The sequence below is a fragment of the Gilvimarinus japonicus genome (assembly GCF_042847215.1).
GTDB lineage: Bacteria > Pseudomonadota > Gammaproteobacteria > Pseudomonadales > Cellvibrionaceae > Gilvimarinus > Gilvimarinus japonicus.
This window is the reverse complement of sequence record NZ_AP031500.1, coordinates 1,049,874-1,072,803: the sequence shown is the minus strand read 5'-3', so window position 1 is coordinate 1,072,803 and position 22,930 is coordinate 1,049,874. Positions and strand designations below refer to the sequence as shown.

The 22,930-nt window shown below is 53.6% G+C and carries 21 protein-coding genes and 1 pseudogene; 10 read left to right on the top strand and 12 right to left on the bottom strand.

The window, feature by feature from the left end; translation table 11 throughout:
- Nucleotides 1–206: 206 nt before the first annotated feature.
- Nucleotides 207–1,838: an L-aspartate oxidase gene (nadB, locus tag ACGHAD_RS04555; protein ID WP_339617606.1), complete on the top strand. Its 1,632-nt coding sequence runs from the start codon at nucleotides 207–209 to the stop codon at nucleotides 1,836–1,838.
- Here the strand turns inward: nadB and ACGHAD_RS04550 are convergent.
- The 4 genes from ACGHAD_RS04550 to ACGHAD_RS04535 form a co-directional block, all read right to left on the bottom strand.
- A complete protein-coding gene (locus ACGHAD_RS04550; protein WP_382413512.1) occupies nucleotides 1,816–2,220 on the bottom strand; it encodes a protein YgfX in 405 nt (134 codons plus the stop codon). The two genes, nadB and ACGHAD_RS04550, sit on opposite strands and share 23 nt — an antisense overlap.
- A gap of 37 nt (nucleotides 2,221–2,257) precedes the next feature.
- The gene (locus ACGHAD_RS04545; protein WP_339617608.1) at nucleotides 2,258–2,509 is read right to left on the bottom strand and encodes a succinate dehydrogenase assembly factor 2; all 252 of its coding nucleotides are present in this window, start codon (nucleotides 2,507–2,509) and stop codon (nucleotides 2,258–2,260) included.
- A 152-nt stretch (nucleotides 2,510–2,661) separates the two neighbouring features.
- Nucleotides 2,662–4,071 carry a Do family serine endopeptidase gene (locus tag ACGHAD_RS04540; RefSeq protein WP_382413515.1) on the bottom strand — a complete coding sequence of 470 codons (1,410 nt, stop codon included), beginning with the start codon at nucleotides 4,069–4,071 and terminating at the stop codon, nucleotides 2,662–2,664.
- A 181-nt stretch (nucleotides 4,072–4,252) separates the two neighbouring features.
- Nucleotides 4,253–5,218 carry an OmpA family protein gene (locus tag ACGHAD_RS04535; RefSeq protein ID WP_382413517.1) on the bottom strand — a complete coding sequence of 322 codons (966 nt, stop codon included), beginning with the start codon at nucleotides 5,216–5,218 and terminating at the stop codon, nucleotides 4,253–4,255.
- Nucleotides 5,219–5,367: 149 nt separating this feature from the next.
- Here ACGHAD_RS04535 and pyrC point away from each other — a divergent pair, with 149 nt between their 5' ends.
- Together pyrC and rnt are read left to right on the top strand one after the other, a co-directional pair.
- Nucleotides 5,368–6,408 carry a dihydroorotase gene (gene pyrC, locus ACGHAD_RS04530; protein ID WP_339617611.1) on the top strand — a complete coding sequence of 347 codons (1,041 nt, stop codon included), beginning with the start codon at nucleotides 5,368–5,370 and terminating at the stop codon, nucleotides 6,406–6,408.
- Between the two features lie 125 nt (nucleotides 6,409–6,533).
- A complete protein-coding gene (gene rnt / locus ACGHAD_RS04525; RefSeq protein ID WP_339617619.1) occupies nucleotides 6,534–7,145 on the top strand; it encodes a ribonuclease T in 612 nt (203 codons plus the stop codon).
- Here the strand turns inward: rnt and ACGHAD_RS04520 are convergent.
- Nucleotides 7,142–7,615, bottom strand: coding sequence for a MaoC family dehydratase (locus tag ACGHAD_RS04520; protein ID WP_382413519.1), 474 nt, complete (start codon nucleotides 7,613–7,615; stop codon nucleotides 7,142–7,144). The genes rnt and ACGHAD_RS04520 overlap by 4 nt on opposite strands.
- 173 nt (nucleotides 7,616–7,788) lie before the next feature.
- On the opposite strand from ACGHAD_RS04520, the gene ACGHAD_RS04515 reads away from it, so the two are divergent.
- Nucleotides 7,789–8,607: a universal stress protein gene (locus ACGHAD_RS04515; protein ID WP_339617613.1), complete on the top strand. Its 819-nt coding sequence runs from the start codon at nucleotides 7,789–7,791 to the stop codon at nucleotides 8,605–8,607.
- Nucleotides 8,608–8,703: 96 nt separating this feature from the next.
- On the opposite strand, the gene ACGHAD_RS04510 is transcribed toward ACGHAD_RS04515, so the two are convergent.
- Entirely contained in the window at nucleotides 8,704–9,342 is a 639-nt protein-coding gene (locus ACGHAD_RS04510; RefSeq protein WP_382413522.1) for an RpiB/LacA/LacB family sugar-phosphate isomerase, read from the bottom strand.
- 303 nt (nucleotides 9,343–9,645) lie between these two features.
- On the opposite strand from ACGHAD_RS04510, the gene nagA reads away from it, so the two are divergent.
- The 4 genes from nagA to ACGHAD_RS04490 all read left to right on the top strand — a co-directional run bounded on the left by nagA (nucleotide 9,646) and on the right by ACGHAD_RS04490 (nucleotide 14,208).
- Nucleotides 9,646–10,809 (top strand): N-acetylglucosamine-6-phosphate deacetylase, encoded by a 1,164-nt coding sequence (gene nagA / locus ACGHAD_RS04505; protein ID WP_382413524.1) that lies wholly within the window; start codon nucleotides 9,646–9,648, stop codon nucleotides 10,807–10,809.
- A complete protein-coding gene (gene nagB / locus ACGHAD_RS04500) occupies nucleotides 10,806–11,597 on the top strand; it encodes a glucosamine-6-phosphate deaminase (protein ID WP_382413526.1) in 792 nt (263 codons plus the stop codon). Before nagA ends, nagB begins: the two co-directional genes overlap by 4 nt.
- Before the next feature lie 151 nt (nucleotides 11,598–11,748).
- Nucleotides 11,749–12,675, top strand: a complete 927-nt coding sequence (locus ACGHAD_RS04495) for a histone deacetylase family protein (protein WP_382413528.1) — start codon at nucleotides 11,749–11,751, stop codon at nucleotides 12,673–12,675.
- Between the two features lie 402 nt (nucleotides 12,676–13,077).
- A complete protein-coding gene (locus ACGHAD_RS04490; protein ID WP_390403406.1) occupies nucleotides 13,078–14,208 on the top strand; it encodes a hypothetical protein in 1,131 nt (376 codons plus the stop codon).
- Nucleotides 14,209–14,354: 146 nt separating this feature from the next.
- On the opposite strand, the gene ACGHAD_RS04485 is transcribed toward ACGHAD_RS04490, so the two are convergent.
- The 5 genes from ACGHAD_RS04485 to ACGHAD_RS04465 all read right to left on the bottom strand — a co-directional run bounded on the left by ACGHAD_RS04485 (nucleotide 14,355) and on the right by ACGHAD_RS04465 (nucleotide 20,296).
- A complete protein-coding gene (locus ACGHAD_RS04485) occupies nucleotides 14,355–17,039 on the bottom strand; it encodes a bifunctional acetate--CoA ligase family protein/GNAT family N-acetyltransferase (protein WP_382413532.1) in 2,685 nt (894 codons plus the stop codon).
- Nucleotides 17,040–17,179: 140 nt separating this feature from the next.
- Nucleotides 17,180–17,998 (bottom strand): PRC-barrel domain-containing protein, encoded by an 819-nt coding sequence (locus ACGHAD_RS04480; protein WP_339616576.1) that lies wholly within the window; start codon nucleotides 17,996–17,998, stop codon nucleotides 17,180–17,182.
- Between the two features lie 117 nt (nucleotides 17,999–18,115).
- Nucleotides 18,116–18,712, bottom strand: a complete 597-nt coding sequence (locus tag ACGHAD_RS04475) for an outer membrane beta-barrel protein (RefSeq protein ID WP_339616575.1) — start codon at nucleotides 18,710–18,712, stop codon at nucleotides 18,116–18,118.
- Between the two features lie 266 nt (nucleotides 18,713–18,978).
- Nucleotides 18,979–19,404 (bottom strand): OsmC family protein, encoded by a 426-nt coding sequence (locus ACGHAD_RS04470; RefSeq protein WP_339616574.1) that lies wholly within the window; start codon nucleotides 19,402–19,404, stop codon nucleotides 18,979–18,981.
- A gap of 103 nt (nucleotides 19,405–19,507) precedes the next feature.
- On the bottom strand, nucleotides 19,508–20,296 hold the full coding sequence (locus tag ACGHAD_RS04465; protein WP_382413535.1) for an EcsC family protein: 789 nt from the start codon (nucleotides 20,294–20,296) through the stop codon (nucleotides 19,508–19,510).
- 100 nt (nucleotides 20,297–20,396) lie between these two features.
- On the opposite strand from ACGHAD_RS04465, the pseudogene ACGHAD_RS04460 reads away from it, so the two are divergent.
- A pseudogene (locus ACGHAD_RS04460) lies at nucleotides 20,397–20,612 on the top strand (GIN domain-containing protein); the annotation flags it as partial.
- A 38-nt stretch (nucleotides 20,613–20,650) separates the two neighbouring features.
- Here the strand turns inward: ACGHAD_RS04460 and ACGHAD_RS04455 are convergent.
- Nucleotides 20,651–21,700: a TlpA family protein disulfide reductase gene (locus ACGHAD_RS04455; protein WP_382413537.1), complete on the bottom strand. Its 1,050-nt coding sequence runs from the start codon at nucleotides 21,698–21,700 to the stop codon at nucleotides 20,651–20,653.
- A 237-nt stretch (nucleotides 21,701–21,937) separates the two neighbouring features.
- On the opposite strand from ACGHAD_RS04455, the gene ACGHAD_RS04450 reads away from it, so the two are divergent.
- Nucleotides 21,938–22,798, top strand: a complete 861-nt coding sequence (locus ACGHAD_RS04450; protein WP_382413539.1) for an ion transporter — start codon at nucleotides 21,938–21,940, stop codon at nucleotides 22,796–22,798.
- Nucleotides 22,799–22,930: the final 132 nt, after the last annotated feature.

Below are 22,930 nucleotides of genomic sequence, written 5' to 3'. Positions count from 1 at the left end.
TATAGCACTGCCTTCACTCTATAGCGCAATGTCGAATTTAGTGCCCAATAGACATGCCGGCGCTATAAGAAGTTCCACGCTGATTATACGTGTTTATAACTGTGTACACTAACGCCTTACGGCCCGACAACCGCAGAGGCGATAATAGCCCACCCCAAACTCGGATCTTGATATACTGCTGCCCCCCTTGGATCAAAGACCACACTATGAACCAACACTACAGTCACGATGTGCTTATTATCGGCTCGGGCGCTGCGGGGCTCACCCTCGCACTGCAGCTCGCTGACCGCGCCCGCGTCGCGGTACTAAGCAAAAGCGCCATTAACGAGGGCTCGACCTGGTTTGCCCAAGGCGGCATTGCGGCAGTGCTCGACGATCAAGACTCGGTAGAGGCCCATGTCGCCGACACCTTAGTCGCGGGTTCTGGCTTATGCCACGAAGACGCGGTGCGCTTTACCGTCGAGCGCTCACGCGGAGCCATCAAGTGGCTGATCAACCAAGGGGTCAATTTTACTCGCGAGCATGACTCCAACGGCTATCACCTTACCCAGGAGGGCGGCCACAGCCATCGGCGTATTATTCACAGTGCCGACGCCACCGGCCAAGCGGTGCACAGCACCCTAATCGACCGAGTACGCAGCCATCCTTCAATCGAAATTTTTGAGCACCACGTAGCCCTTAACTTAATCAGCCAGGCGGATGCCGACTCACGCAAGCTGCGCTGCAGCGGCGCCTATGCCCTATCGCGCGAGGCCGATCACGTTCATGTGTTTCAGGCTAAAGTGGTGGTTTTGGCCACCGGTGGGGCCAGCAAGGTGTACCTTTATACCAGCAACCCCGACAGCGCCAGCGGCGACGGTATCGCCATGGCGTGGCGAGCCGGCTGCCGGGTAGCCAATATGGAATTTAACCAATTCCACCCCACCTGCTTGTACCACCCTAAGGCTCGCACCTTTTTGATTACCGAAGCCCTGCGCGGTGAAGGCGCTTATTTAAAGCTGCCTAATGGCGAGCGATTTATGCCGCGCTTTGATGAGCGCGCCGAGCTAGCACCACGCGATATCGTCGCCCGCGCCATTGACCACGAGATTAAGCGCCTGGGTTGCGACTGCGTCTACCTGGATATCTCGCACAAATCCGAGGCCTTTATTGCCGAGCACTTCCCTACGGTTAAGGCGCGCTGCCTAGAATACGGCATCGACATTACCCGCGACCCTATACCCGTGGTGCCGGCCGCCCATTACACCTGTGGCGGCGTAGTGGTGGACCGCAACGGCCAAACGGACTTACAAAATTTGTACGCCATTGGCGAAACCTCGTTTACCGGTCTGCACGGCGCCAACCGCATGGCATCCAACTCACTGCTGGAGTGTATCGTTTACGCACAATCGGCCGCCGAGCATATCTTGCTTAAAATGGACGACCTAAACGAGCCGGACCAATCCCCCAACTGGGACGAAAGCCGGGTGACCAACTCCGATGAAGATGTGGTGATCTCGCACAACTGGGATGAGCTGCGTCGTTTTATGTGGGATTACGTGGGGATCGTGCGCACACACAAGCGGCTGGAGCGCGCCACCCACCGGATTAAACTGCTGCAAAAAGAAATTGCCGAGTATTACAGCAACTACAAAGTCAGCAGTGATTTAATCGAGCTGCGCAACTTAACCACGGTCGCCGAGCTGATTATTCGCTCGGCCATGGAGCGCAAAGAGAGTCGCGGCCTGCACTATTCGCTGGACCATCCACGTCAAAGCACAATCGCCCGCGACACTATGCTGGTACCCACCAATTTTGCCGGGCAAGACATTATTGTCAGCAAAAGCCCCGTCGACTAATCAACCACACCCGCAAGCGGCGCAACTCATCGGGCGCCGCGCTATCGGTGCAGAGCAGCAGCGGGTGTGTACCCTGCTCGTCAAGAAGCGTCAAAAAGGTGAGTGTCCGCCATAATCGAGTGCCACCGACGAGTCGGGCGGGCTTTAGCTCTGCGCCGACACGCCCCAGCCACCAACCTTCCGAGTCGCACTGCACACGCCAATACTGCTCGGCTTGCCAGCGCAACCTAGAGGCCAGCTGCCAGACAAGCAAAACGCTGACCGTCAACGCTAGCAGCGCAAAAGCGCCCCCTAAGGCCGTCAAGCCCAACGTGAGTAACGTCAAGACAGCGTAAACGATTAAATAGCAATTGCGCAGATAACGTGACGGGCGCACGACCATGGTAAATGGCTCTGCCCGCAGAGAGGGTCGCCGATGCTCAGGCGTCGTCTGGCATTCCGGTGTTGTCGCGAACAATTTGTACAATCCTTTGCAGCTCGGGGTTGTCTGGCTCGTGGCGGTGCAGCAGCCAGGCAAACATATCTTGGTCTTCACACTCTAGCAGCTGCTGGTAGCGCAACTGATCTTCCGGCGCGAGTGTCGGGTAAACATTATCCAAAAAAGGCAGCAGAATCAGATCCAACTCCAGCATACCGCGCCGGCTGCCCCAAAATAAGCGATTTCGCTCCACGTACATACCCCGTATTAATGTATATCTAACGATAGCAGGCCGCAGTATAACGCACAGCTCGCCGTAACCACACTGGGCGATGACCAATCAACGGACAAAAAAAGAGGCAGCTAGGCTGCCTCAGTACTAGGGACTAAAAGCGATCAAACACCTTAATCGTCTGACTCAATTTTGATGGTGCGAATCATCGATTGGCCGCGACGGTAAAAGCGAATAGGCACTAACTTGTCTTCATCTAAGCCTTTGACGATCTTGCGGTACTCATCCAGATCTTGCACCCCGTCATAACCCAGCTGAACAATCACGTCACCAGGGCGCAGACCGGTGGCAGCCGCGGCCGAATTGGGCTCGACTTGACGCACCAACACACCACCATCGAGGTTCGAGCGCTCGCGATACTGTTCACTCAGGGGCTCAAGCTTCAGCCCCAACCGGTCGAGACCGGCGGCATCGCCATTGCGACCGCCAAAGCTTGCCACCTCTTCCGGATCAGAGTCGCGCTCACCCAACGTTACATCCAGAGATTGCTTTTTGCCGCCGCGCATTACCGTCAGCTCAACCTCGGTTCCCGGCGCCATGCGCCCCACCAGTTGCGGTAAAACGCCTGAATCAAGTACCTCGGCACCATCAAACAAAACGATAATATCGCTGGGCTTAAGGCCGGCCTCTTCGGCCGGGCTACCCGGCTCCACATCATTCACCAGGGCACCGATCGGTTTAGACAACCCAAACGAGATGGCCACATCGCGGCTCACATCAGAAATGGCAACACCCAACCAACCGCGCTGCACGCTGCCGCTATCCATTAACTGCGCCACCACCTCAGAGGCGACGTCGGCGGGGATCGAGAATGACAAACCATTCGAGCCGCCCGAGCGACTGTAAATTTGCGAGTTAATCCCGACCACCTCACCTTTTAAATTAAACAGCGGGCCACCGGAGTTGCCGGGGTTAATCGCCACGTCGGTCTGGATAAACGGAACATACTGGCTGTCATGGGCGTGAATGGAGCGCCCCATGGCACTGACAATGCCGGCACTGGCCGAGTAATCCAAACCAAATGGCGAGCCAATGGCTACTACCCACTGCCCCACTTTTAAATTGTCATTTTTTGCCAAGCTTAGCGTCGGCAAATCTTCGGCGTCGATTTTTAACAGCGCCAAATCCGATAGCGGGTCAACACCAATCACCTCAGCCATCAACTCGCGCTTATCAAACAAGCGCACATTAATTTCATCGGCGGAATCCACTACGTGGTTATTCGTCAAGATATAGCCGTCGTTACTAATGATAAAACCCGACCCCATCGACTGAGCGTGACGCTCGCGCGGACTAGGCTGCGGAAACAAATGTCGGTAGGCCTCGGGTAAATCCTGTAGCTGATCCATACTGGGCCCGCCACTGCTGACGGTTTTGCTCGTGGTAATTTTCACCACGGCCGGCGCACTCTTTTCGATCAAGTCGGTAAATTCAGGCAGTGCGGCGGCACGGGCCGTCAGTGCCAACATGGACAATACCAATACGCCCATCAGTGCTCGGGCATTTAACACGGTTTGCTGCATTTAAGTATCACCTCTGTGTCTTCCAGTTACGACGTACCACGGGTATAAAACCGAAGGCAGGCATGATTGCGTTACGGGCGTTTGGACACAGCACAGAGGCAAAGATTCCGAGGGTTTATAAATATTTACACGCAAAAAACGACGGTGGAAAACTCTAACAAGCTCTCATCGCCGCCAACGTTTACGATTGTGTTGCCGCCTGCTCCGGAGCATCGGAGTCTTGCGCGCTATCGTCACCGCGCGCCTCAAGGGTTTGTGATTTAGGTTCGAACCGGTCAATGCGCAAGGTAACGCGGCGGTTTTCGGCGCGCCCCTCGGCCGAGCGGTTAGACGCCACTGGGTAGCGCTCGCCGTGCCAGCGAACTTGCAGCAGCTCTTGCGGAACCCCGCGGGTAGTAAGGTAGTCGGCGACAAACTCGGCCCGCTGCTTAGACAACTCTAAATTGTCGGCACGCAACCCTTGGCCGTCCGTATGGCCATCAATCACGACCGTGGTGACATACTGATCGGCTAAGACGTACTGAATCAAGTTGTCCAATAGCGGCTGCTGATCGGGGTCAAACTCTGGTGCACCGCCGGTAAACACCACACTACTGCGATGAATTTGATCGTAGTTAACCGGCAACAAACCGCCAAGGCACTGCTGGAACTCACTAAACGCCAAACGAAATCGGATCGGCTCAAGTACGACTTTTACCGGTGTTGCCTCTTCGTACCAGGCCCGATGGGAAAACAACAACTGCTGACCGTTTTGCAACTCGCCGATCAATCGCTGGGAGGCTTGCCAATCCATACGAATGGGCTCTTCACCGGACACCACCGGCACCGTGCCCAGCGGACGCCTTGCGCCACTGCCCTGCCAGCGCGGCGCCTGCACTAATAACTGAGCCTCACCCTCGGCAAACTGACGGTTTTGCTCACGCAGATAAAAGCGCTGTGGCTCGCCGGCGCGGCGCATAAACACCGCCTCGCCATAACGATTAAGCGGCTGATACAATTTACAGGCAAAAGCACTGGCATCCACCTGCCAGCGGCTAAGCTCCATCGGCGCCTCAAAGGTAATAGCCAGCACGGGGCCGGCACTAACGCCTAACGCCAGCAGCACAGAGCGCGAGACAAACCGCTGTCGGAGCTTACGCCACACCATTAACCTATTACCTCGCTCATCCACCTCGCCCCTAATACCAGTCAGTTATGTCACCCACAAGGGGTCTGTAAGGGGTATCGGCCCGAGACGGCTGCGCTTTAGCGGCATTTTTGCTAGGATGCGAGCCTTTACAGACAAAAGCTCACATCATGACTCAAGAATTAACGATTACCCGCCCGGACGACTGGCACATTCACCTGCGCGATGGCGACGCATTAGCACGCACTGTGCCCGACGCTGCCCGGCAATTTGCCCGCACTATCGTAATGCCCAATTTGGTGCCGCCAGTCATGAACGCCGAGCAAGCACTGGCTTATCGCGACCGGATTACCGCACAGATACCGGCCGGCCGCCAGTTTGAACCCCTGATGGTGCTCTACTTAACCGACAACACCAGCGCCGCCGACATCAGCGCCGCGCGCGCCGCCGGCGTGGTGGCCGGTAAGCTATACCCCGCTGGCGCCACCACTAACTCCGACTCGGGGGTCACCGACCTCGCACACTTGTATCCGGCCTTAGAAGCCATGCAGCGCGAGGGGATGCACCTTCTTATACACGGCGAGGTAACCGATTCGGGCATTGATATTTTTGACCGGGAGAAAACCTTCTTAGAGCGCTCGCTGGCCAAAGTCGTCAACGACTTTCCAGAGCTGAATATTGTGCTTGAGCACATTACCACCCGCGACGCCGCCGAGTTTGTCCTGGCGGCACCCGCTAACGTAGCGGCGACCATTACCGCCCACCACCTGCTCTACAATCGCAATCACATGCTGGCCGGTGGCATCAGGCCTCATTATTACTGCCTGCCCATTCTAAAGCGTCAAAGCCACCAGCAAGCACTCATGGCCGCCGCCACCAGCGGCAACCCTAAGTTTTTTCTAGGCACTGACTCGGCGCCGCACGCCAAAAGCAAAAAAGAAGCCGCTTGCGGCTGTGCCGGCAGCTACACCGCCTACAGCGCAATCGAGCTTTACACCGAAGCTTTCGATGCGGCCGGCGCGCTGGATAAACTAGAGGGCTTTGCCAGTCACTTTGGCGCGGATTTTTACGGCTTGTCACGCAACCAAGATACCATCACATTAGTGCGCCAGCCCTGGGAAATGCCCAGTTCATTAGCGTATCTGGACGAAAAAATCGTTCCTTTATGCGCCGGCGAGACCCTCAACTGGCAAGTAAAAGACAGCGTTTAATGGCGTGTCGGGCAACAGCCCGGCACAACCCAGGCATTATTATTTCAGTATTTAACGTCAACCCAACTTAAGGAAACCCAGTGAACCCCACGCCCCCCGAGTTTGACCGAGACACCAGCTCACCTATGGCCCAGCGCTTTCGCGGTTTTTTGCCGGTGGTGGTGGACGTGGAAACCGGCGGTTTTAACAGTGGGCGCGATGCACTGTTAGAAGTGGCGGCCGTCACCCTAACCATGGACGAGAACGGCCTACTCCTGCCAGACCAAACTCTGGAGTACCATATTGAGCCTTTTGACGGCGCCAATATCGAGCAGTCGGCACTGGATTTTACCGGCATCGACCTGGATAGCCCGGACCGCTTTGCCGACCCAGAACCCATGGCAATGATTGAGCTGCTGCAAGGGGTTAGACGTGCGGTCAAAGAGCAAGGCTGCACCCGGGCGGTGATGGTGGGCCACAACGCCCACTTCGACCTGGGGTTTATCAACGCCGCCATCAACCGCTGCGAGATCAAACGCAACCCGTTTCACCCGTTCTCGTGCTTTGACACCGCCACCCTGTCGGGCCTTGCTTTTGGCCACACGGTTCTGGCCAAAACCTGCCAACTGGCGGGCATTGAGTTTAGCAACAGCGCCGCGCACTCGGCCGCTTACGACGCCGAAAAGACCGCCGAGCTGTTTTGCCTGATCGTCAATCGCTGGCAAGAGCTGGGCGGTTGGTCGCCACTAGAGCTTTAATCTACCTGCACACGGGGCAGCTCGGGCGCCTCCATGGTTGCACTTTCGGGCGGAGCAATAACCTCAGCTTCACCGCGAGCCAAGAGCGTGCCCTCTTGGTTGTGCACCTCACAGCCAAGCACTACCAGGCGCATCCGCGCTTTCAGCTCTTTAACGGTTAACGTCACTACGGCCGTATCACCAACCTTGATGGGCTGCTTAAACTGCAGCTGCTGAGCGCGGTACACCGAGCCTGGCCCCGGCAATTGGGTGGCAATGGCCGCCGACACTAACGCCCCAAGCCACATACCGTGGCCTATAGGCTCACCAAAAGCGGTGGTTGCCGCGTACTCGGCGTCCAGATGCACAGGATTCACATCGCCACTCACCGCCGCATACTGGCGAATAACCTCGGTGGTTAATCTGCGTTCCAAGCGGGCTTGCTGCCCCTCGGTTAGCTCGCTAAAGCCGGTCGAAATCAATTGCGGCATAGGCCTACTCCTAAAAAGTGATTAAAACGCGCTATTGTACCGCAACCAATGCGGCGCGCCGCTATTCACACGGCGGCCAACTTGCTATGCTTGGCCCACTGACAGCGCGCCATTAATGCGCGATAATCAATAACATAGAACGGTACGATCAAAGGGAAACAGTAGGAGAACCCATGTCCAAGCAGCAAATAATGTTTGTAGTAGTGGATCCCAACGACGAACAACACGTCGCTCTGGAGCGCGTTGCGCTGACATCACAACTGCAAGAGGTTAAGCCCTTTGTCCATGTGTTTGTCGCGGTCGATGGCAACGCCGTTGACACTCGCGCCTATAACGCCAACCTGGTGCGCGACCAAAGCTGGTTTGAAGAGCAAATTCGCGTGGTACTTAACAACGCTGGCGTCGAACACCTGATTGAGGTTTCTTGGTCATCCGAGTGGCAAGAGTCAATCATGCAATCGGCCAAGCGTGCCAATGCCAGCCTGATTTACCTGCCGGTTCACGCCAACACCAGCAACCGCCGCTTTTTCTTTACCGAATCTAAGTGGGAGCTATTAAAAGGCGCTGCATGCCCTGTCGTACTGATTCGCCCAAGTGCCCGCACTGAGCGCAAAAAGATTTTGGCCGCCGTTAACTTCCAGGCGACGCGCGATGTACAAGTTGAGCTAAACGAGAAAATCTTGGCCGAAGCTCGTCACTTCTGTGAGGTTTATGACGCTGAGCTACATGTCGTCAACGGCTATATGGACTCGTACAGCTACCCAGACCGCGGCCGCTTAGCCAACGAGACCGGGGTGCCCACAGACCGTATCCATGTGGACAACGGTTACACCTCTGATGTGGTCTCTAAGGTGGCAGAAAATATTAATGCCGACTTAGTCGTGATGGGTACGCTAGGCCAAAACGGCATGACGAAAACACGCCGCGGCAACACCGCCGAGCGCCTTATCGACGCGTTGGACACCGATGTTATGGTGATTAACCACGGCTGATGCGTGTGAATAAAACACGCAAGTAAAGCAACAAGATAGAGACACAAAAAAGCCCAGCGCAATGCTGGGCTTTTTTGTACTGGGTGCAGGCTTAACTTAAGCCGCCAACACCTCGCGTACAAACGCTTCAATCTCGGCATCCTGGCAGTTATCAAAGAAGCACTGCTGAAAGCGCTCGCCACCCACAGCGGTTTTAACCAACTCTGGGTCAATGGCTTTTAAACCATCCAAAAAGCTTTTGCTGGTTGCCTCTTTCACGCCATTTAAGATACCCGCGTTAGTCACTTGCGACTCGCGGCGCTCTGGCGGATAACCTTGGCCGGTCACGCCGGTAAAGGCCTTTTCAAAGATATAGCGCACATTCAACTCGGCGCCCCAACCAAAACCTTTGGCAAAAGGCAGCGCCAGCGCGTTACCGTTATTAATTTGCGCAAATAAATACGCATCCGCCGGGTCAATGCAGTAACCACAGCAAACGCCGGGGTAAGCATTTAACGACATCAAAGCACCCTGACCGGTGCCGCAACCGCTGACCACAAAATCCACCGCCTTAGAATTAAGCAACAAGCTGGCAACAATGCCCAAGTGAATATAAGTTAAACGATGATCGTTATCGCCGGACATACCGACATTAAACACACTGTGACCTTGCTCCGCGGCGACGTCTTCCAGCTCTTTCAGGATAATAGGGTTCTTACCGGCTTGACTGAACTCGTTCATCAATGCAATTTTCATGGACAACTCTCTGACTTTTTAACAGAAATGAATTTGGGATGCTCACCGCAGGCTTGGCGTAACATCGCCACAAGGCAGACAGCCTAACAACTTTACCAATTTTGGTCAACCTTTGTGGTCTTACCAATCATCAAAGTATACATCACGTCCCACCCTACGAGTTAGGAGACGGGCAAAAATAAACACAATAGATTGCAACCAAGGCCAAAAACGTTCGATAATAGCCCAAAGAGTAAGCACCAAAGTGGCGCCGCGACTAGCAGCAAACCTCTTTGTTTACCCACAAAACAGGTAAATATTCTTATGAAACAAGCACTTGTAGGAGCCAGAATTTTTACTGGCGACAAGTTTTTGGATAATCAGGTACTGATTATCGACGGCGATAAGCTGATTTTTACGGCCGAAAATGACAACGTTGTCCACGATGCCGGCATAATCGACCTCGACGGCGGTATTATCGCCCCCGGCTTTATTGACTTACAGGTCAACGGCGGCGGCGGCAGCTTCTTTACTAATGATACCAGTGTTAGCGCACTGCAAACCATGCTCGATGGTCACCGCCCTACCGGCACCACCAGTATGCTGCCAACCCTAATCAGCGACACCCGCGACACTCATCAAGCTGGAGTAAGAGCTGTCGCGGATGCCGTAACCTCCGGCATGAGCGGGATTTTAGGCATACATATCGAAGGACCATTTTTTGATATGGACAAGCGCGGTGCACACAACGCCCGCTATATTCGCGAGATGGAGCCCGCCGACACCCAGTGGCTCACCGAGATCAGCGGTGACTTTGCCACCATGATTACTCTGGCCCCCGAGCACGCACACACAGGCCAAATTAAAACCTTGGTCGAGGCGGGCTTAATTGTCTGCGCCGGCCACAGCAATGCGCATTACGAGCAGGTAATGGCCGGCATTGATGAAGGCATCAGCGGCTTTACCCATTTATACAACGCCATGCGCCCGCTTACCGGTCGCGATCCGGGCGTGGTAGGCGCCGCCTTTGCAAGTGACGACACCTGGTGCGCGATTATTTGCGACAACCATCATGTGCACTCAGGTGCCGTGCGCGCTGCCTTAAACGCTAAACCCAACGGCAAGCTCTACCTTGTCACCGATGCGATGTCGACCGTCGGTAGCACGCAGAAGTCTTTTAGCATTTACGGCGAAACTATTTATGAGCAAGACGGCGCCCTGGTAAACGCCGAGGGTCGCTTGGCCGGCAGCGCCATCGGCATGATCGACGCGGTGCGTATTTGCCATCAAGACGTCGGGGTTGAGCTGGGCGAATGCCTGCGCATGGCATCGCTCTACCCCGCGCAGTATTTACAGTTAGACAACCAGCTCGGCCAAATCGCCACCGGTTGGCGCGCCGATCTTGTGCACTTTGACAATGATTTTAACGTCCGCAACACCTGGGTTGCCGGTGCACACCAATCTCATACATCTGTGGAGTCAACATGAAAGTCGTCATATTAAAAGATGCCGCCGCCGTCGCCGCTTATGGCGCCGATATTTTTAGCAAACAGCTCAAACAAAAACCCAATTCGGTACTGGGTCTGGCGACAGGTTCGACTCCGGTCGCGCTCTACAAAGCGCTTATCGCCCGCAACCAAAACGGCGACGTATCGTTTGCCAACGCACACAGCTTTAACTTGGATGAGTACCTGGGCCTTGCTGACGATCACCCGCAAAGTTATCGTCACTTTATGAACGTTAACCTGTTCGACCATGTGGATATCGACAAAACCAACACTCACGTCCCCCCCGGCAACGCCAAAGACCCGCGTGCCGCGTGCGAGCAATACGAGCGCGACATCACTGACGCCGGCGGTATTGATATACAGTTGCTAGGCATTGGCCGCAACGGTCACATCGGCTTTAACGAACCCTCCTCGTCGCTGGCCTCGCGCACTCGCATTAAAACTTTAACCAAAGAAACCATCGCCGATAACTCACGCTTTTTTAGCGCCGATGAATACCAGCCGCAGCTATCCATCACCATGGGCATCGGCACTATTTTAGAGTCGAAAAAAACCGTGCTACTGGCCACCGGTGAGGCAAAAGCCGAGGCGATCAAAGCCACCGTCGAAGGCCCACTCACCGCCGCGTGCCCCGCATCGGCCCTGCAGCTGCACCCAGACGCGGTTATCATCATTGACGAAGCTGCCGCCTCGCAGTTAAGCGATACCGACTTTTACAAACACATTGAAACCGAAAACCAAAAACTAGGGCAATTACTCGGGCGCTAAAAGCATGGTAAGTGGGGCGTTAGCGCGCCCCACTTACCAATAGACAAACATTCCCCACGCCACAAGGTCCCCACCAAAGTGTTACATTTGAGCTAATAGCCACAAAAATAACGCCATTCATTGCGTCAAAAAATATGTAACAATAATAATTATGACAGCCATTATTATCAGCCACCCTGCCTGCCTTGAGCACTCTATGCCCGACGGCCACCCCGAGAGCCCCGAGCGGTTAGAGGCCATCCACAACCAACTGCTTAGCAGCGGGTTGGAGTTTGTACTCACCGAGCGCGATGCCATCAAGGTAACCGACACACAGCTGGCGCGCGCGCACGACCAACAATACTTGCACTGGCTTAATACCCACTTGCCTAGCGAAGGTATTGTCAGCCTGGGCGACGATATATTTCTTAGCCCGCAAAGCTTAGTGGCCGCCCGTTACGCCGCCGGCAGCGGTGTCCAAGGGGTTGATCTAGTCATGCAAGGCACCACCAAAGTCGTTTTTTGCAACGTGCGCCCACCGGGCCATCACGCCGAACGCGCACGGGCCATGGGCTTTTGTTTGTACAATAACATTGCCGTAGCCGCCTACCACGCACTAGACGCCTACGGGCTAAAACGCGTCGCCATCATCGATTTTGACGTACACCACGGCAACGGCACCCAAGACATCTTCCTCGATGAACCGCGCGTAATCTTTTGCTCCAGCTTTCAGTACCCGTTTTACCCAGGCACCGACATTGATGTACATCGCCCCAACATAATCAACGTACCCTTACCAGCCACCACCAAAGGTCCAGAGTTTCAGCAGGCGATTAGCGATCACTGGCTACCGGCACTAGAAAACTTCGCACCCGAGCTTATCCTGGTGTCAGCCGGCTTTGATGCGCATTTACTGGACGACATGTCGTCGGTCAGCTTAACCGAGCAAGACTACCAATGGGTCAGTGAACAACTGCGCGCTTACGTCGACGAGCACGAGCAATGTCGCGGTATCGTCTCGATGCTAGAAGGTGGATACGATTTGCCCGCATTGGGCCGTAGTGTGGTGGCGCATGTTAAGGCGATGGCGAAGCTTTAAGTACGGGGTACGGGGTACGGGGTACACCAAAATTCAACTGTGTACCTACTGGCTATGGGTAACTTGGAGCAAACGCCACGTATTGGGGCTGCACGCTTTTCTTGCGCACCCCAAGCCAAGGCAGCAACCAAACTTTGTTATGTGACATTTGCTAAAGCACTATTATTGCAGTTACGACAGCAACCCAAAACAACAAACCCACGACGCTTACACCCCACGCGCCTAAACCCTTTAATCATTAAGACGACAAATTAAGTAAACTTCCCCGGGGTTCATGAGTCATGGTTGACACATAGAGGCCACTGGATGCCAGGTGCCGCACAATGAATTAGTTTAACCTTAAAGTTTCTTTAAAACTTGTCGTTAACATGAGGGCAATACGGCAAACTAAAGGAGCTACAAGTGTCGATCAGTTCAACAACGAATACGATGTCGTTCACGCCGAGCGCCTCCAGCACCGGAAAACCTACCTTGAGTGACGTATCCGTTTCGGAGGCATTAAAAATTGTAGATCAAAAGGGGGTTGACGAACAGGTGAACCTATCGCCTACATCCCTTTTTCTTTTCGAATTAAACACTTATGCGAACTCGCTATCCGATGCAGGTCGCAATCAGTTTGCTGATACTCTTGAGGCATCTGGCGATCCGGTTTTTAGCCAAGGGTTTCTAGATTCTATAAGGTATTCTATGTCTCATGGCGGTGTATCCGCCGGAGAGCGCGTGATTGGCTATGAGCCGGCTTCTGGTGACCAATTCGGGGTAGTTGCTATGTACGGGGGATCAATTCCCTACAATGGCCTGACGATCAACTATCTTGATGACTATGCCAGCTCGGGGAAAGCCTCATTTACCAATACGCTAGATAAAATTTTAACAGATACACATGATGATCTTTCACCGCAAGATAGGGCTTCCATACAGAGCACATTTGATCGAGCCATTTATAGCTCCTTTACCTCATTGAAAAGTGACTATGATATTTTTTCAGTCAACTACCAATTACTCATTGCGCAAGATGTAATCGATGGATTTAACCTGAGCAAGGAAACGAGTTCTGGCTTGTCCAGCTTGCTTAGCGATATCAAAAAAAACACCTTACAGGTAAACTCCAGAAACCTATCTCAAACACTCCGGGACGCGGAAAAGTTTCCAGGGTACGCTAAAGAAATATTAGCTAGCGCGGATAAAATACGTAAAGGAATAGAGTTAAACAATTTTTTACAAAACCATCTTGAAAAAGATAACTCAAACTTACTTGATAACGAAGAGTACTTCACGAAGCTGCTACAAGGCTCCAGCTCAATCGAATCGGCGGGAATTGGCGAGCACACTGATTTGTTTGATTATTACCGAACACAGGAAAGCCAGTTTAAACGCGCTTATATTGATAAAAACTGGAACACAGAGGTAGCTCAAAATAATGGAGACGTCATTAGCGAGGGAAGGCTTGTCGAGCAAGAAAAATTGGCATCGAATTTAGCCTCGAAATACATAGATGCCGTAAATGCATACCTATCGACTCAGAAAGCATAACGAAGCATACGAAATCCCTAAACAATTAAACAAACTGTCCCCGAAACCCTAAAAGTCGACCTCCCTCAGAAAATTACAGGGGCCTTTCAATTTTATCCACTGGATAATTAATTTAGCAGCAATCCTACAACTAATTTATAGCTCCTCTATTCGTTCTCCAAAAAATCATACCGCATCGTCACAACCCCTTCTTCACGCTGATACTTAACCGTAAAACCAACCGCGCGGGCGAGACCTGCCATACCTCGGTTTTGCGGCATGGTTTCGCCGGTTAAATAACGCAATCCGCGTTGGCGGCAATACTCGAGCAGCTTACGCAGCAGCCGCTTGCCCAGCCCTTGGCCTTTTATATCGCCGCGCACAATCACCGCAAACTCGCCTTCGATGTTTTCGGGATCGGTCAGCACCCGCGCGACGCCTAGGGTTTCCCATTCGCCGTTGGCTTTTTGCGCGCTGGCGATAAACGCCATTTCGCGGTCGTAGTCTATCTGGGTTTGTCGGGCCAGTTGCTCGTGGCCAAGCTTCGGCAGTTCGGCAAAGTAGCGGTTGTAACGATCGAGCCCCGTGAGCTGTACATCAAACTCGCGGTGGGTGCTTTCATCTTCGGGGCGGATGGGGCGCAACAAAACCTCGCGCCCCGAGGCTAACGTGTGGGGTTCTTCTAACTCTTTAGGGTAAGGGCGAATCACTAAGTTGCGGGTTTCTGGGTCGCCCAGGGTGACATTAATGTCCAGCACGGTCAGCTCATGTCCTGAGGCTAATACCGGGTTAATGTCCAACTCAACAATCGCGGGGTTATCGATAATTATTTGATTAATTTTGGTTAACAATACCGCCAATGCCTGGCGGTCGAGCGGCTGCTGTAGTTGTCGGTCGCGCAGCTTGCCCTCGGCCAGCGCTTGAATGACTAAGTAGCGGGCCAGTGCCATATTCAGCGGCGGCAAGCCCACCACCGAATGCCGCTCGGTGTCGAGCTCAGTGCCGCCTTCGCCCAATAAAATGACCGGACCAAATACTGGATCGTTTTTTACCGCAATACGCAGCTCGTGGGCGCCGGCCCGGCGCGCCATATTCTGCAAGGTAAAGCCTTCGAGCTTAGCATCTGGATAAGTCTCGCGGGCACGCACCAACATGTTAGCGGCGGTCGAGGTAACTTCGTCCGGTGAATGTAAATTGAGTACCACACCACCCACATCGGATTTATGGGGGATATCTCGCGAGAGAATTTTTAATGCTACCGGATAACCAAGTTTGTCGGCTTGGCTTGCGGCCTCACTGGCATCGCGAGCGGTTAAGGTCGCCAGGGTGTGAATGCCATAGGCGGCTAATAAGTCGGCCGCCTGATGGGTATCTAAATAATGCAGTTGCTTTTGACGGGCGTCTTCAATCAGTTGCCGGGCGGCGAGGTAATCGTCCGGAATACCCGCCGGAATTGACTCGGGGGTTTCCATTAATAGCTTTTGGTTGCGACGATACTGCACCATGTGCATAAACGCCCCCACGGCGCCCTCTGGCGTGCGGAACGAGGCAATGCCCGCCTTAGAGAATCGCTCACGAGCCACCAAAGAGGCGTTCTCACCCATCCAGGCCACCAGCAAGTTGGGTATTCTGCCTTTGCGCCGCTTAACCGTTTGAATCACTTTGGCGGCATAGGTATCGCCATTAACCAACGCCGATGGGCTGTGCAGCACCAGTAAATTATCCACCTCGGGCGCGTCTAACAAAATCTCTAGGGCGTTTTGATACAACTCGGGGGAGGCATCACCCAGCAGGTTAACAGGATTATTAGCGTGGCCACCCAGTGGCACCAATGCCTGCAGTTTTGCTTGCGTCTCACCGGATAACGCTTCAAGTCGGCCGCCATCGCTGATTAACGTATCGACCGCCATCAAGCTCGGCCCCACACCATTGGCCAACACGGCCAAGCGCTCACCTTTAATCGGCTTGCCGTGGGCCAGCGTTTCTACCGCGGCAAACAGTTCGCGCAGCTCGCCCACCCGCAACATACCGGCGCGCCGAAACGCGGCATCGTAAACCCCATCGGCACCGATATCCGCGCGCCGCGCCTCGGTGGCAGTTTCTAAGCTCTCTAGTGTGTGGCCGGTTTTAATCACCAAAATGGGTTTGTTTTTTGACGCGGCGCGCGCCGCCGACATAAACAACCGCCCTTGGCGAATGGATTCGACATAGAGCAAAATGGCCGAGGTTTTTCCGTCTTGCCCTAAAAAATCCAGCAGCTCGGCGTAGTTAACATCGGCGGCATCGCCCAGAGCAATAAAGTGCGAAAAACCAATTTGGCGACGCTCGGCCCAATCGAGAATGGTGGTACACACAGACGATGACTGCGAGACAAAAGCGATTTTACCCGGCAGTGCGCCGATATGGGCATAGCTGGCGTTAAGGCCAATGGCCGGCACAATTAAGCCCAAACTATTGGGCCCTAAAATCCGCATCTGCCAGTGGCGGGCGTTATCGAGCATTTGCCGTTGCAAACTTGTGCCGTCTGCTTGCGCAACATGCAACCCGGCCGCTATCACAATGGCATTGCGACACCCTTTTGCGCCCAGCTCGTTAATCACCGCCGGCACTCGATCGGCCCGCGTGCAAATAATCGCCAAATCGGGCACCGCTGGCAGCGCGGCGATCGACGGATAAGCCAACACACCGTTAACCGACTGGTATTTAGGGTTAACCGGCATAATGGGGCCCGAGAACTCGGCCCGCAGCAAATTGCGCATCACTGCATTACCCGGTCGGTTGGGCCGGTTAGAAGCGCCGATAACGGCGACGGAATTGGGACGAAGCAACTGATTGATAGGGTTTTGACTCATAGACCGATAGTAGCTTTAGCGCTAGCATTCGTCCACAAAAAAGCGGCCCAATAAAGGGCCGCTTTGCGGTAAATAGTGGATGCAGCCATCGACGCATCCACTTTATATGTAGCCGCTCTGGCAGTTCGCCAGTGGGCTATTTAGTAACCAAGCGAGCTGACCTTGTCGCCCTCTTTGTATTCGGGCAAATTATCAATCGCTTCTTTATCCATCGGGGTATTCCATACGACCTTATTGCCGGTCACCTGCAAGCTTTTGGCGTCAACCAGCACCTCTTTATCGCCAATTCCCATAAAGCCGCCAACGCTTACCACGACTTCGGTAACGCGGCCATCTTTGGAGATGACCTTGTCGATCTCGCCGACATCTTCGCCATTGCGGTTAACCACATCTAATCCATCGAGTTGCTCTGGCGCCACTTGCTTAGCCTCGCTGATGGTAACAGCGTTACCGGCCTGGTAGCCCGACTGCACTTGCTCCTTACGCTTTGCCGTGCGCTCGGCTAAATAAGGGTCGGTTCCTGCTCGGTTGGCAGCATCGGCTTGCCTTTGAGTCTCGGTTTGCATTTCGCGTTGCTGCGCGCTGTTTTTCATTTGCGCAATATGCTGATCAAGCAAGGTGCTTAACAACTGCTCGTACTCGGGCGGGTTTAAACCGCCACTGGCGTTAGCGTCGTAACGGGTCACGACTTGCTCATCGCTCCAGCCGTTTTTGTCCAGCTGTTGCTGATAATAGCTCGCCAACTCTTCTGCGCTCAGCTCGCCACTGCCGTCAGCGTCAACCTGATCGAAGGTGGGCGCCTGTAACACTTGACTGGTTCGCGCATCTTCATCGACTACTTTAGGTCCACTCTCGGCCAACACGAAAGGTGATGCCGAGATCAGTCCAGCCAGTAGCAACGCCAAAGGTGTCCGAGCCAAAACATTACTCGTCGCATTGCGTTTCATTTGGATACTCATTGCCTTGTCCTCTATACCTGTTTGTGTGTTTAGCCCTGTAGTCGAACTCGTATCCCCCAGCCGTTCAAGCCGGCGCGGTTGCCCGCGCCGTTTGTTCGCGCGCCTTATCCGACGCTACTAAAACGTAAACTGTAAGTTAGCGCTGGCGTAGTCGACATCCATGTTAATGTCGCGACTTTGCAGCACATCTACTTCGTCTCGTGAGATATCAAAGTTAAAACGCTCATACTCAATTTTAAAATCTAGGTGCTCGGTCAACTGAAATTTAGTACCAACGCCCCAAAAGGTTTCATCGCCATCAAAGCTATCTGTCGCCTCGGCCACTTCTAAATCCAGCTTAGCATCAGCATCCCACCACATTTGCCCGCCTTTGGCGTAAACCGAAAACATCTCGGTAATGGGCGCCTCCAAAATCAACCCTAAGGTTACGCCTGTGGGGTCAAACTCAACCCGGTCATTGCGGGCCTCGTCAAAATCGATGTAGGCAGTTTCGACGCCGATGTATTCGTTAAACTTAACTAAGGCAAACGCTTTTTTGGCCGCCTCATCCTCATCAAAATCTTCATCTTTAAGCTTGGTTACGCCGTAGCCACCGCCGACTGAAAACTCCGGCTGTAAACGCCAGCCATTTCCACCATCCGACTGCGCTAATGCTCCAACTGCTGTGGAAGAACAAACACAAAACAGAACTGCTGATGAAATCTTCTTAACCATGATACGTCTCCGATAACTTAGTTCGCCATAAACTATGGTGACTGGGATGTCGCAACAGCCGTGCCAAATATGAGTAGATTTTTTATTTAACAACTGGCTCACAGTTTTTATCGCAACAGTGACAAATAGTTTTAACCCGATCACGGAGTTTTTGGAGATATTAAAAAACGGCACTAACCACACGTAATAATTACAAGAAAAACGTTAGTTTTACACACAAAAAACCCGCCATTACAGCGGGTTTTTAGGGTAGCTATTAAGGTTTGCTAGGACAGCAGCTCTGCTGACATAACCACTTTTGCGTTTAATACCTTAGAGAGCGGGCAGCCCTCTTTTGCGGCATTGGCCGCTTTATCAAATGCCGCCTGATCGGCCCCGGGCACACGGGCACTGACCGTCAGCCTAACCTCGGGAATGGAAAAACCATCCCCGTCTTTTTCAAGCACAACGCTCGCCTTAGTATCAATGCTCTTAGCCGTCAGCCCCGCCTCGGCGAGCTGCCCGGAGAGCGCCATAGAAAAACATCCGGCGTGGGCGGCGCCCAATAGCTCTTCGGGGTTAGAGCCAGGCTTGTCTTCAAAGCGAGTATTAAAACCGTAGGGTTGGTCTTTAAGGGCACCGCTCTCGGTCGAGATATGGCCGTTACCATCTTTTAAGCCGCCTTCCCAATGTGCTGTTGCATACTTTTGCATGATCTACTCCTTGCTGAGTTAAAGGTACAATAAAGTCACTTAGTGATTAACAAAGCACAGAGCCTGCCAGTGTCGCGCAGCGGTAATTTTTGATCCCATCAGTTTAAGACAAAGACGTTGGTATTAGCGCATATTGCCGCTTTACCTCGCGAGCGCCATAGAGGCGCTCCAGCCGACGAACCACAAAATGACCACTGGCCATCTTTTGAAAGTGATCCATAAACAATGTATTGATGGTCGCGCCACCCACAGCGCCAATAATAGGCACCGACTGGGCGGCCACTTTCTCTGAGACGGGAATACTAAAACGCGCTGCTATTTGGCTCATAAAACGCACCATCGCGGGCGCCCCCTGCTGCGCCATACCGTGGCGCGACACGTGGGCTAAAGCGTCGGACATTGCTTTTGCCATTGCGGCACGCACCCCAAAATAGCCTGTCTCAGTACCATCGTCAGAGGCGCTGGGCCCGCCCAATGCAAAAACGGCCAAACAGGCAAGCTGCGCCTCGCGCTCGCTTAGCGCCTCGCCTTCGCTTCTGGCGATATCGGCAATCGAGCGCAACATTAATGTCGTAGAGACCGGCAGCTCAACCACCAATGCCGACAAGCCAAACGCGCCGCCTATTCCACCGCTGGCGGCTGCCGTCAGTTTATGCAATCGTTTAGAGGGGGGCTTTAAATCATCGTTCATGCCCGTTAGCGCAGCCTTCATGGCCGCCTCCAGCGCTTTACGGGTGGCGCTCGTCACTAACTCGCCAGCACCCTTAGGTAATAAATCAAGGGCCTTCTCAATCGGGGTACCTAAAGCATTAGACAGCCGCGCGGCGATACCGGGGCTTTCGAGAACGCGCTTGGCATCGGTCAATTGTTGCAAGTGATCTGGGTGCATCATAATAAACCTAAGGTTTGCGGTACCCGCCTACGCTACAACTCGGCACCATATTTGTAAATTAGCATTATGCTGCATCTGTTTTTAATGCGGTCGCGTCTTAGGGATAACGATTGCAGTCTCGGGTGCCAGCCATTACGACAGCGCCGTGGTTATGACGAAGGTTGTAAACGCCGATGTATCGGGTGCGACCCACGTTAATATTAAAGCAACGCAAGCGTTATCGGTCGGTGTCAGTGGCGCCTCGTCGCTGGAATATAGCGGTGAGCCCAGGCTAAACTTAGACACCTCAGGGACAAGCCGTATTCAAAAGCTCTGAGCCGGGCGGCCCAGAGTTTTATCGCGATACATAGCGGTTTACTTTATTGCTGCGGAAATGTTCTGAGTATCGGGGCCAATTATCTTTGTAACGGTTCCATCTGGTTTCATCAGAACAATAGTGGGTATATCACGTACCGCAAACGCACGAAATAATTCACCGCTGCCGTCATAGGCTAATGGCAGTTCGGTGTTAGTCTCCTGCCGATAGGCCTCTACCTCGTCACGCCTAACCCATAAATTAGACGAGACGCCATACCACGCATAGTTTGATTTTTTAACGAGCGTTTCTACCTGCTTACGAATACGCGCGCAATTTGCCGCCATGGCAGGGCGACTCTCGGCCAAGTAACTCTCACACCAAGGCGCAAAAAACATCAGCGCTTGCGGTTTATCGCTCGTGCCAAGGGCGACCTTCTTACCGGAGAGTGTCGTTAAACTTATGTTTGCGACGGTATCGCCCACAGCAAACTGCCGCGTCTGAGTCGGCGCAGACGCATCCACGGTGGCATCGGGGACCTCGGCCATCACCGCTTTAATCGCTCGCTCTAGTCGCGGCCCGTCAATATGTCCGACATAGGCGACCCGGCCGTCGCGCCCCACCAATACATGCATCGGCGTGACCTGCAGGTTAAGCTGCGAGCCTAGCGTACCGTCGTCCACAACAATAGGCATCGACATCGTGATTTTTTGCGTGTACTCACGAATCGCCGCCTCGCTATCGTTAAAGCCCGTATTCACCGCGATCACTTCGATATCGTCGCCGTATTTTTGGTAAATATCTTCAAAACCTGGCATTTGCTGGCGACACGGTACACACCATGTGGCCCAAAACTTAAAGTAAACCGGCTTGCGGCCATACAGCGACAATAAGTCGATAGACTCTCCATCTATGGTCTTTAAGGTTAGCGCGGGCGCAGGCCGACCAAGCAAACCGTTGGCGGCTTTTTTTGCCCGGCTTTCGCCATCGGCATCTTGATCGTACGCCGGCTCGGCAGCGCTTGACGCCTCTTGGGCCAGAGCGTTAACACCAGCGAGTGAGGTCAATAGCCAGCTCACCAGCAATATCGATAATCTAAGCGCGCGCATGTTTAATCTCCGTCGTAAAAATTGTTAGGGGCCAAAGTATAGCGAACGAACCCTACACCGAGAATAGACCACCTCTGCCCAGCTCGTATTGTAAATATGCGACACTCATCGACCGAGCATTCTAGCGCCACATTCAGGCGCCCCTGGCGGCGATTCCGCCAGGACGGTTGGCAATAGCACTATAATTCGGTTTAATCTGGGCAGCCTTGCCAATACCCGATCAGACAGGACGCTTAAATGTCATCTACCAAACCAAACGCAGAGCGGCCGCAGAGCGAAACCCGGCGGCAAAAGCTCAACCGTACTATCTTTGGCTGGGAGACGCCGGCGGGACAGCGCTTTGATGTGTTGCTAATTTGGGCGATTTGCATCAGCGTGTTGGTGCTTATGCTCGAGTCGGTCGACTGGATTGCAATCAATTACCGCCCTTGGTTGCGGGCCGCAGAATGGGCATTTACCCTCATGTTTACGGCCGAGTACTTAGTGCGATTATACTGCACCGAAAACCGCTGGCAGTACGTTAAAAGCTTTTACGGCATCGTCGATCTACTGTCGATACTGCCCTCCTATCTGGCATTTTTTATTCCCGGCGCTAACAACTTGCTTATTATTCGCATGCTGCGAGTGCTGCGGATCTTCCGTATTCTCAAGTTGGTGCGCTACCTTGGCGAGGCCAACTTGCTGATGCGTACCATGCTACTGGCGCGACGGAAAATCTTAGTCTTTTTTAGTTCGGTGCTTATATTATCCACCGTTTTTGGCTCATTGATGTATATGGTCGAAGGGGCCGAGCACGGATTCACCAGCATTCCTAAAAGTATTTATTGGACCATTGTTACCATTACGACGGTCGGCTACGGCGATATCGTGCCGCAAACCGTGTTGGGGCAAATCATCTCGGCACTGGCGATGCTGACCGGTTATTCAATCATCGCCGTACCTACCGGTATTCTCACTGCCGAACTCGCGCAAGAGATGCAGCGCGAGCGAGTGTCTCGCCACTGCCCCAACTGCACCCGCGCCGGTCACGAAGGCGACGCGGTGCACTGTAAGCATTGCGGCGAACAACTGCCGGCCACCGCCCCATCGGTTAAATAGGCGGTTGAGCTAAATCAAACTTCAAGATCGCCACAGGGTGCGCTGCGTGGCCGGTTGCCCTGCTAGCCATTTAGAACGCCCGCGCTTTTTACGTTAGTGACGCTTTCGGCGAAGGGTCGCAAGCGCACAACA

Coding starts and splice junctions, on each gene's coding strand:
- ACGHAD_RS04510 (WP_382413522.1), bottom strand. CDS start 9,342: ATGAAAATTGCATTGATGAACGAGTTCAGTCAAGCCGGTAAGAACCCT.
- ACGHAD_RS04470 (WP_339616574.1), bottom strand. CDS start 19,404: ATGCAAAAGTATGCAACAGCACATTGGGAAGGCGGCTTAAAAGATGGT.
- ACGHAD_RS04480 (WP_339616576.1), bottom strand. CDS start 17,998: ATGAGTATCCAAATGAAACGCAATGCGACGAGTAATGTTTTGGCTCGG.
- ACGHAD_RS04495 (WP_382413528.1), top strand. CDS start 11,749: ATGACAGCCATTATTATCAGCCACCCTGCCTGCCTTGAGCACTCTATG.
- nadB (WP_339617606.1), top strand. CDS start 207: ATGAACCAACACTACAGTCACGATGTGCTTATTATCGGCTCGGGCGCT.
- ACGHAD_RS04475 (WP_339616575.1), bottom strand. CDS start 18,712: ATGGTTAAGAAGATTTCATCAGCAGTTCTGTTTTGTGTTTGTTCTTCC.
- pyrC (WP_339617611.1), top strand. CDS start 5,368: ATGACTCAAGAATTAACGATTACCCGCCCGGACGACTGGCACATTCAC.
- nagA (WP_382413524.1), top strand. CDS start 9,646: ATGAAACAAGCACTTGTAGGAGCCAGAATTTTTACTGGCGACAAGTTT.
- ACGHAD_RS04540 (WP_382413515.1), bottom strand. CDS start 4,071: ATGCAGCAAACCGTGTTAAATGCCCGAGCACTGATGGGCGTATTGGTA.
- rnt (WP_339617619.1), top strand. CDS start 6,534: ATGGCCCAGCGCTTTCGCGGTTTTTTGCCGGTGGTGGTGGACGTGGAA.
- ACGHAD_RS04535 (WP_382413517.1), bottom strand. CDS start 5,218: ATGGTGTGGCGTAAGCTCCGACAGCGGTTTGTCTCGCGCTCTGTGCTG.
- ACGHAD_RS04465 (WP_382413535.1), bottom strand. CDS start 20,296: ATGATGCACCCAGATCACTTGCAACAATTGACCGATGCCAAGCGCGTT.
- ACGHAD_RS04455 (WP_382413537.1), bottom strand. CDS start 21,700: ATGCGCGCGCTTAGATTATCGATATTGCTGGTGAGCTGGCTATTGACC.
- ACGHAD_RS04550 (WP_382413512.1), bottom strand. CDS start 2,220: ATGGTCGTGCGCCCGTCACGTTATCTGCGCAATTGCTATTTAATCGTT.
- ACGHAD_RS04450 (WP_382413539.1), top strand. CDS start 21,938: ATGTCATCTACCAAACCAAACGCAGAGCGGCCGCAGAGCGAAACCCGG.
- ACGHAD_RS04485 (WP_382413532.1), bottom strand. CDS start 17,039: ATGAGTCAAAACCCTATCAATCAGTTGCTTCGTCCCAATTCCGTCGCC.
- ACGHAD_RS04520 (WP_382413519.1), bottom strand. CDS start 7,615: ATGCCGCAATTGATTTCGACCGGCTTTAGCGAGCTAACCGAGGGGCAG.
- ACGHAD_RS04515 (WP_339617613.1), top strand. CDS start 7,789: ATGTCCAAGCAGCAAATAATGTTTGTAGTAGTGGATCCCAACGACGAA.
- nagB (WP_382413526.1), top strand. CDS start 10,806: ATGAAAGTCGTCATATTAAAAGATGCCGCCGCCGTCGCCGCTTATGGC.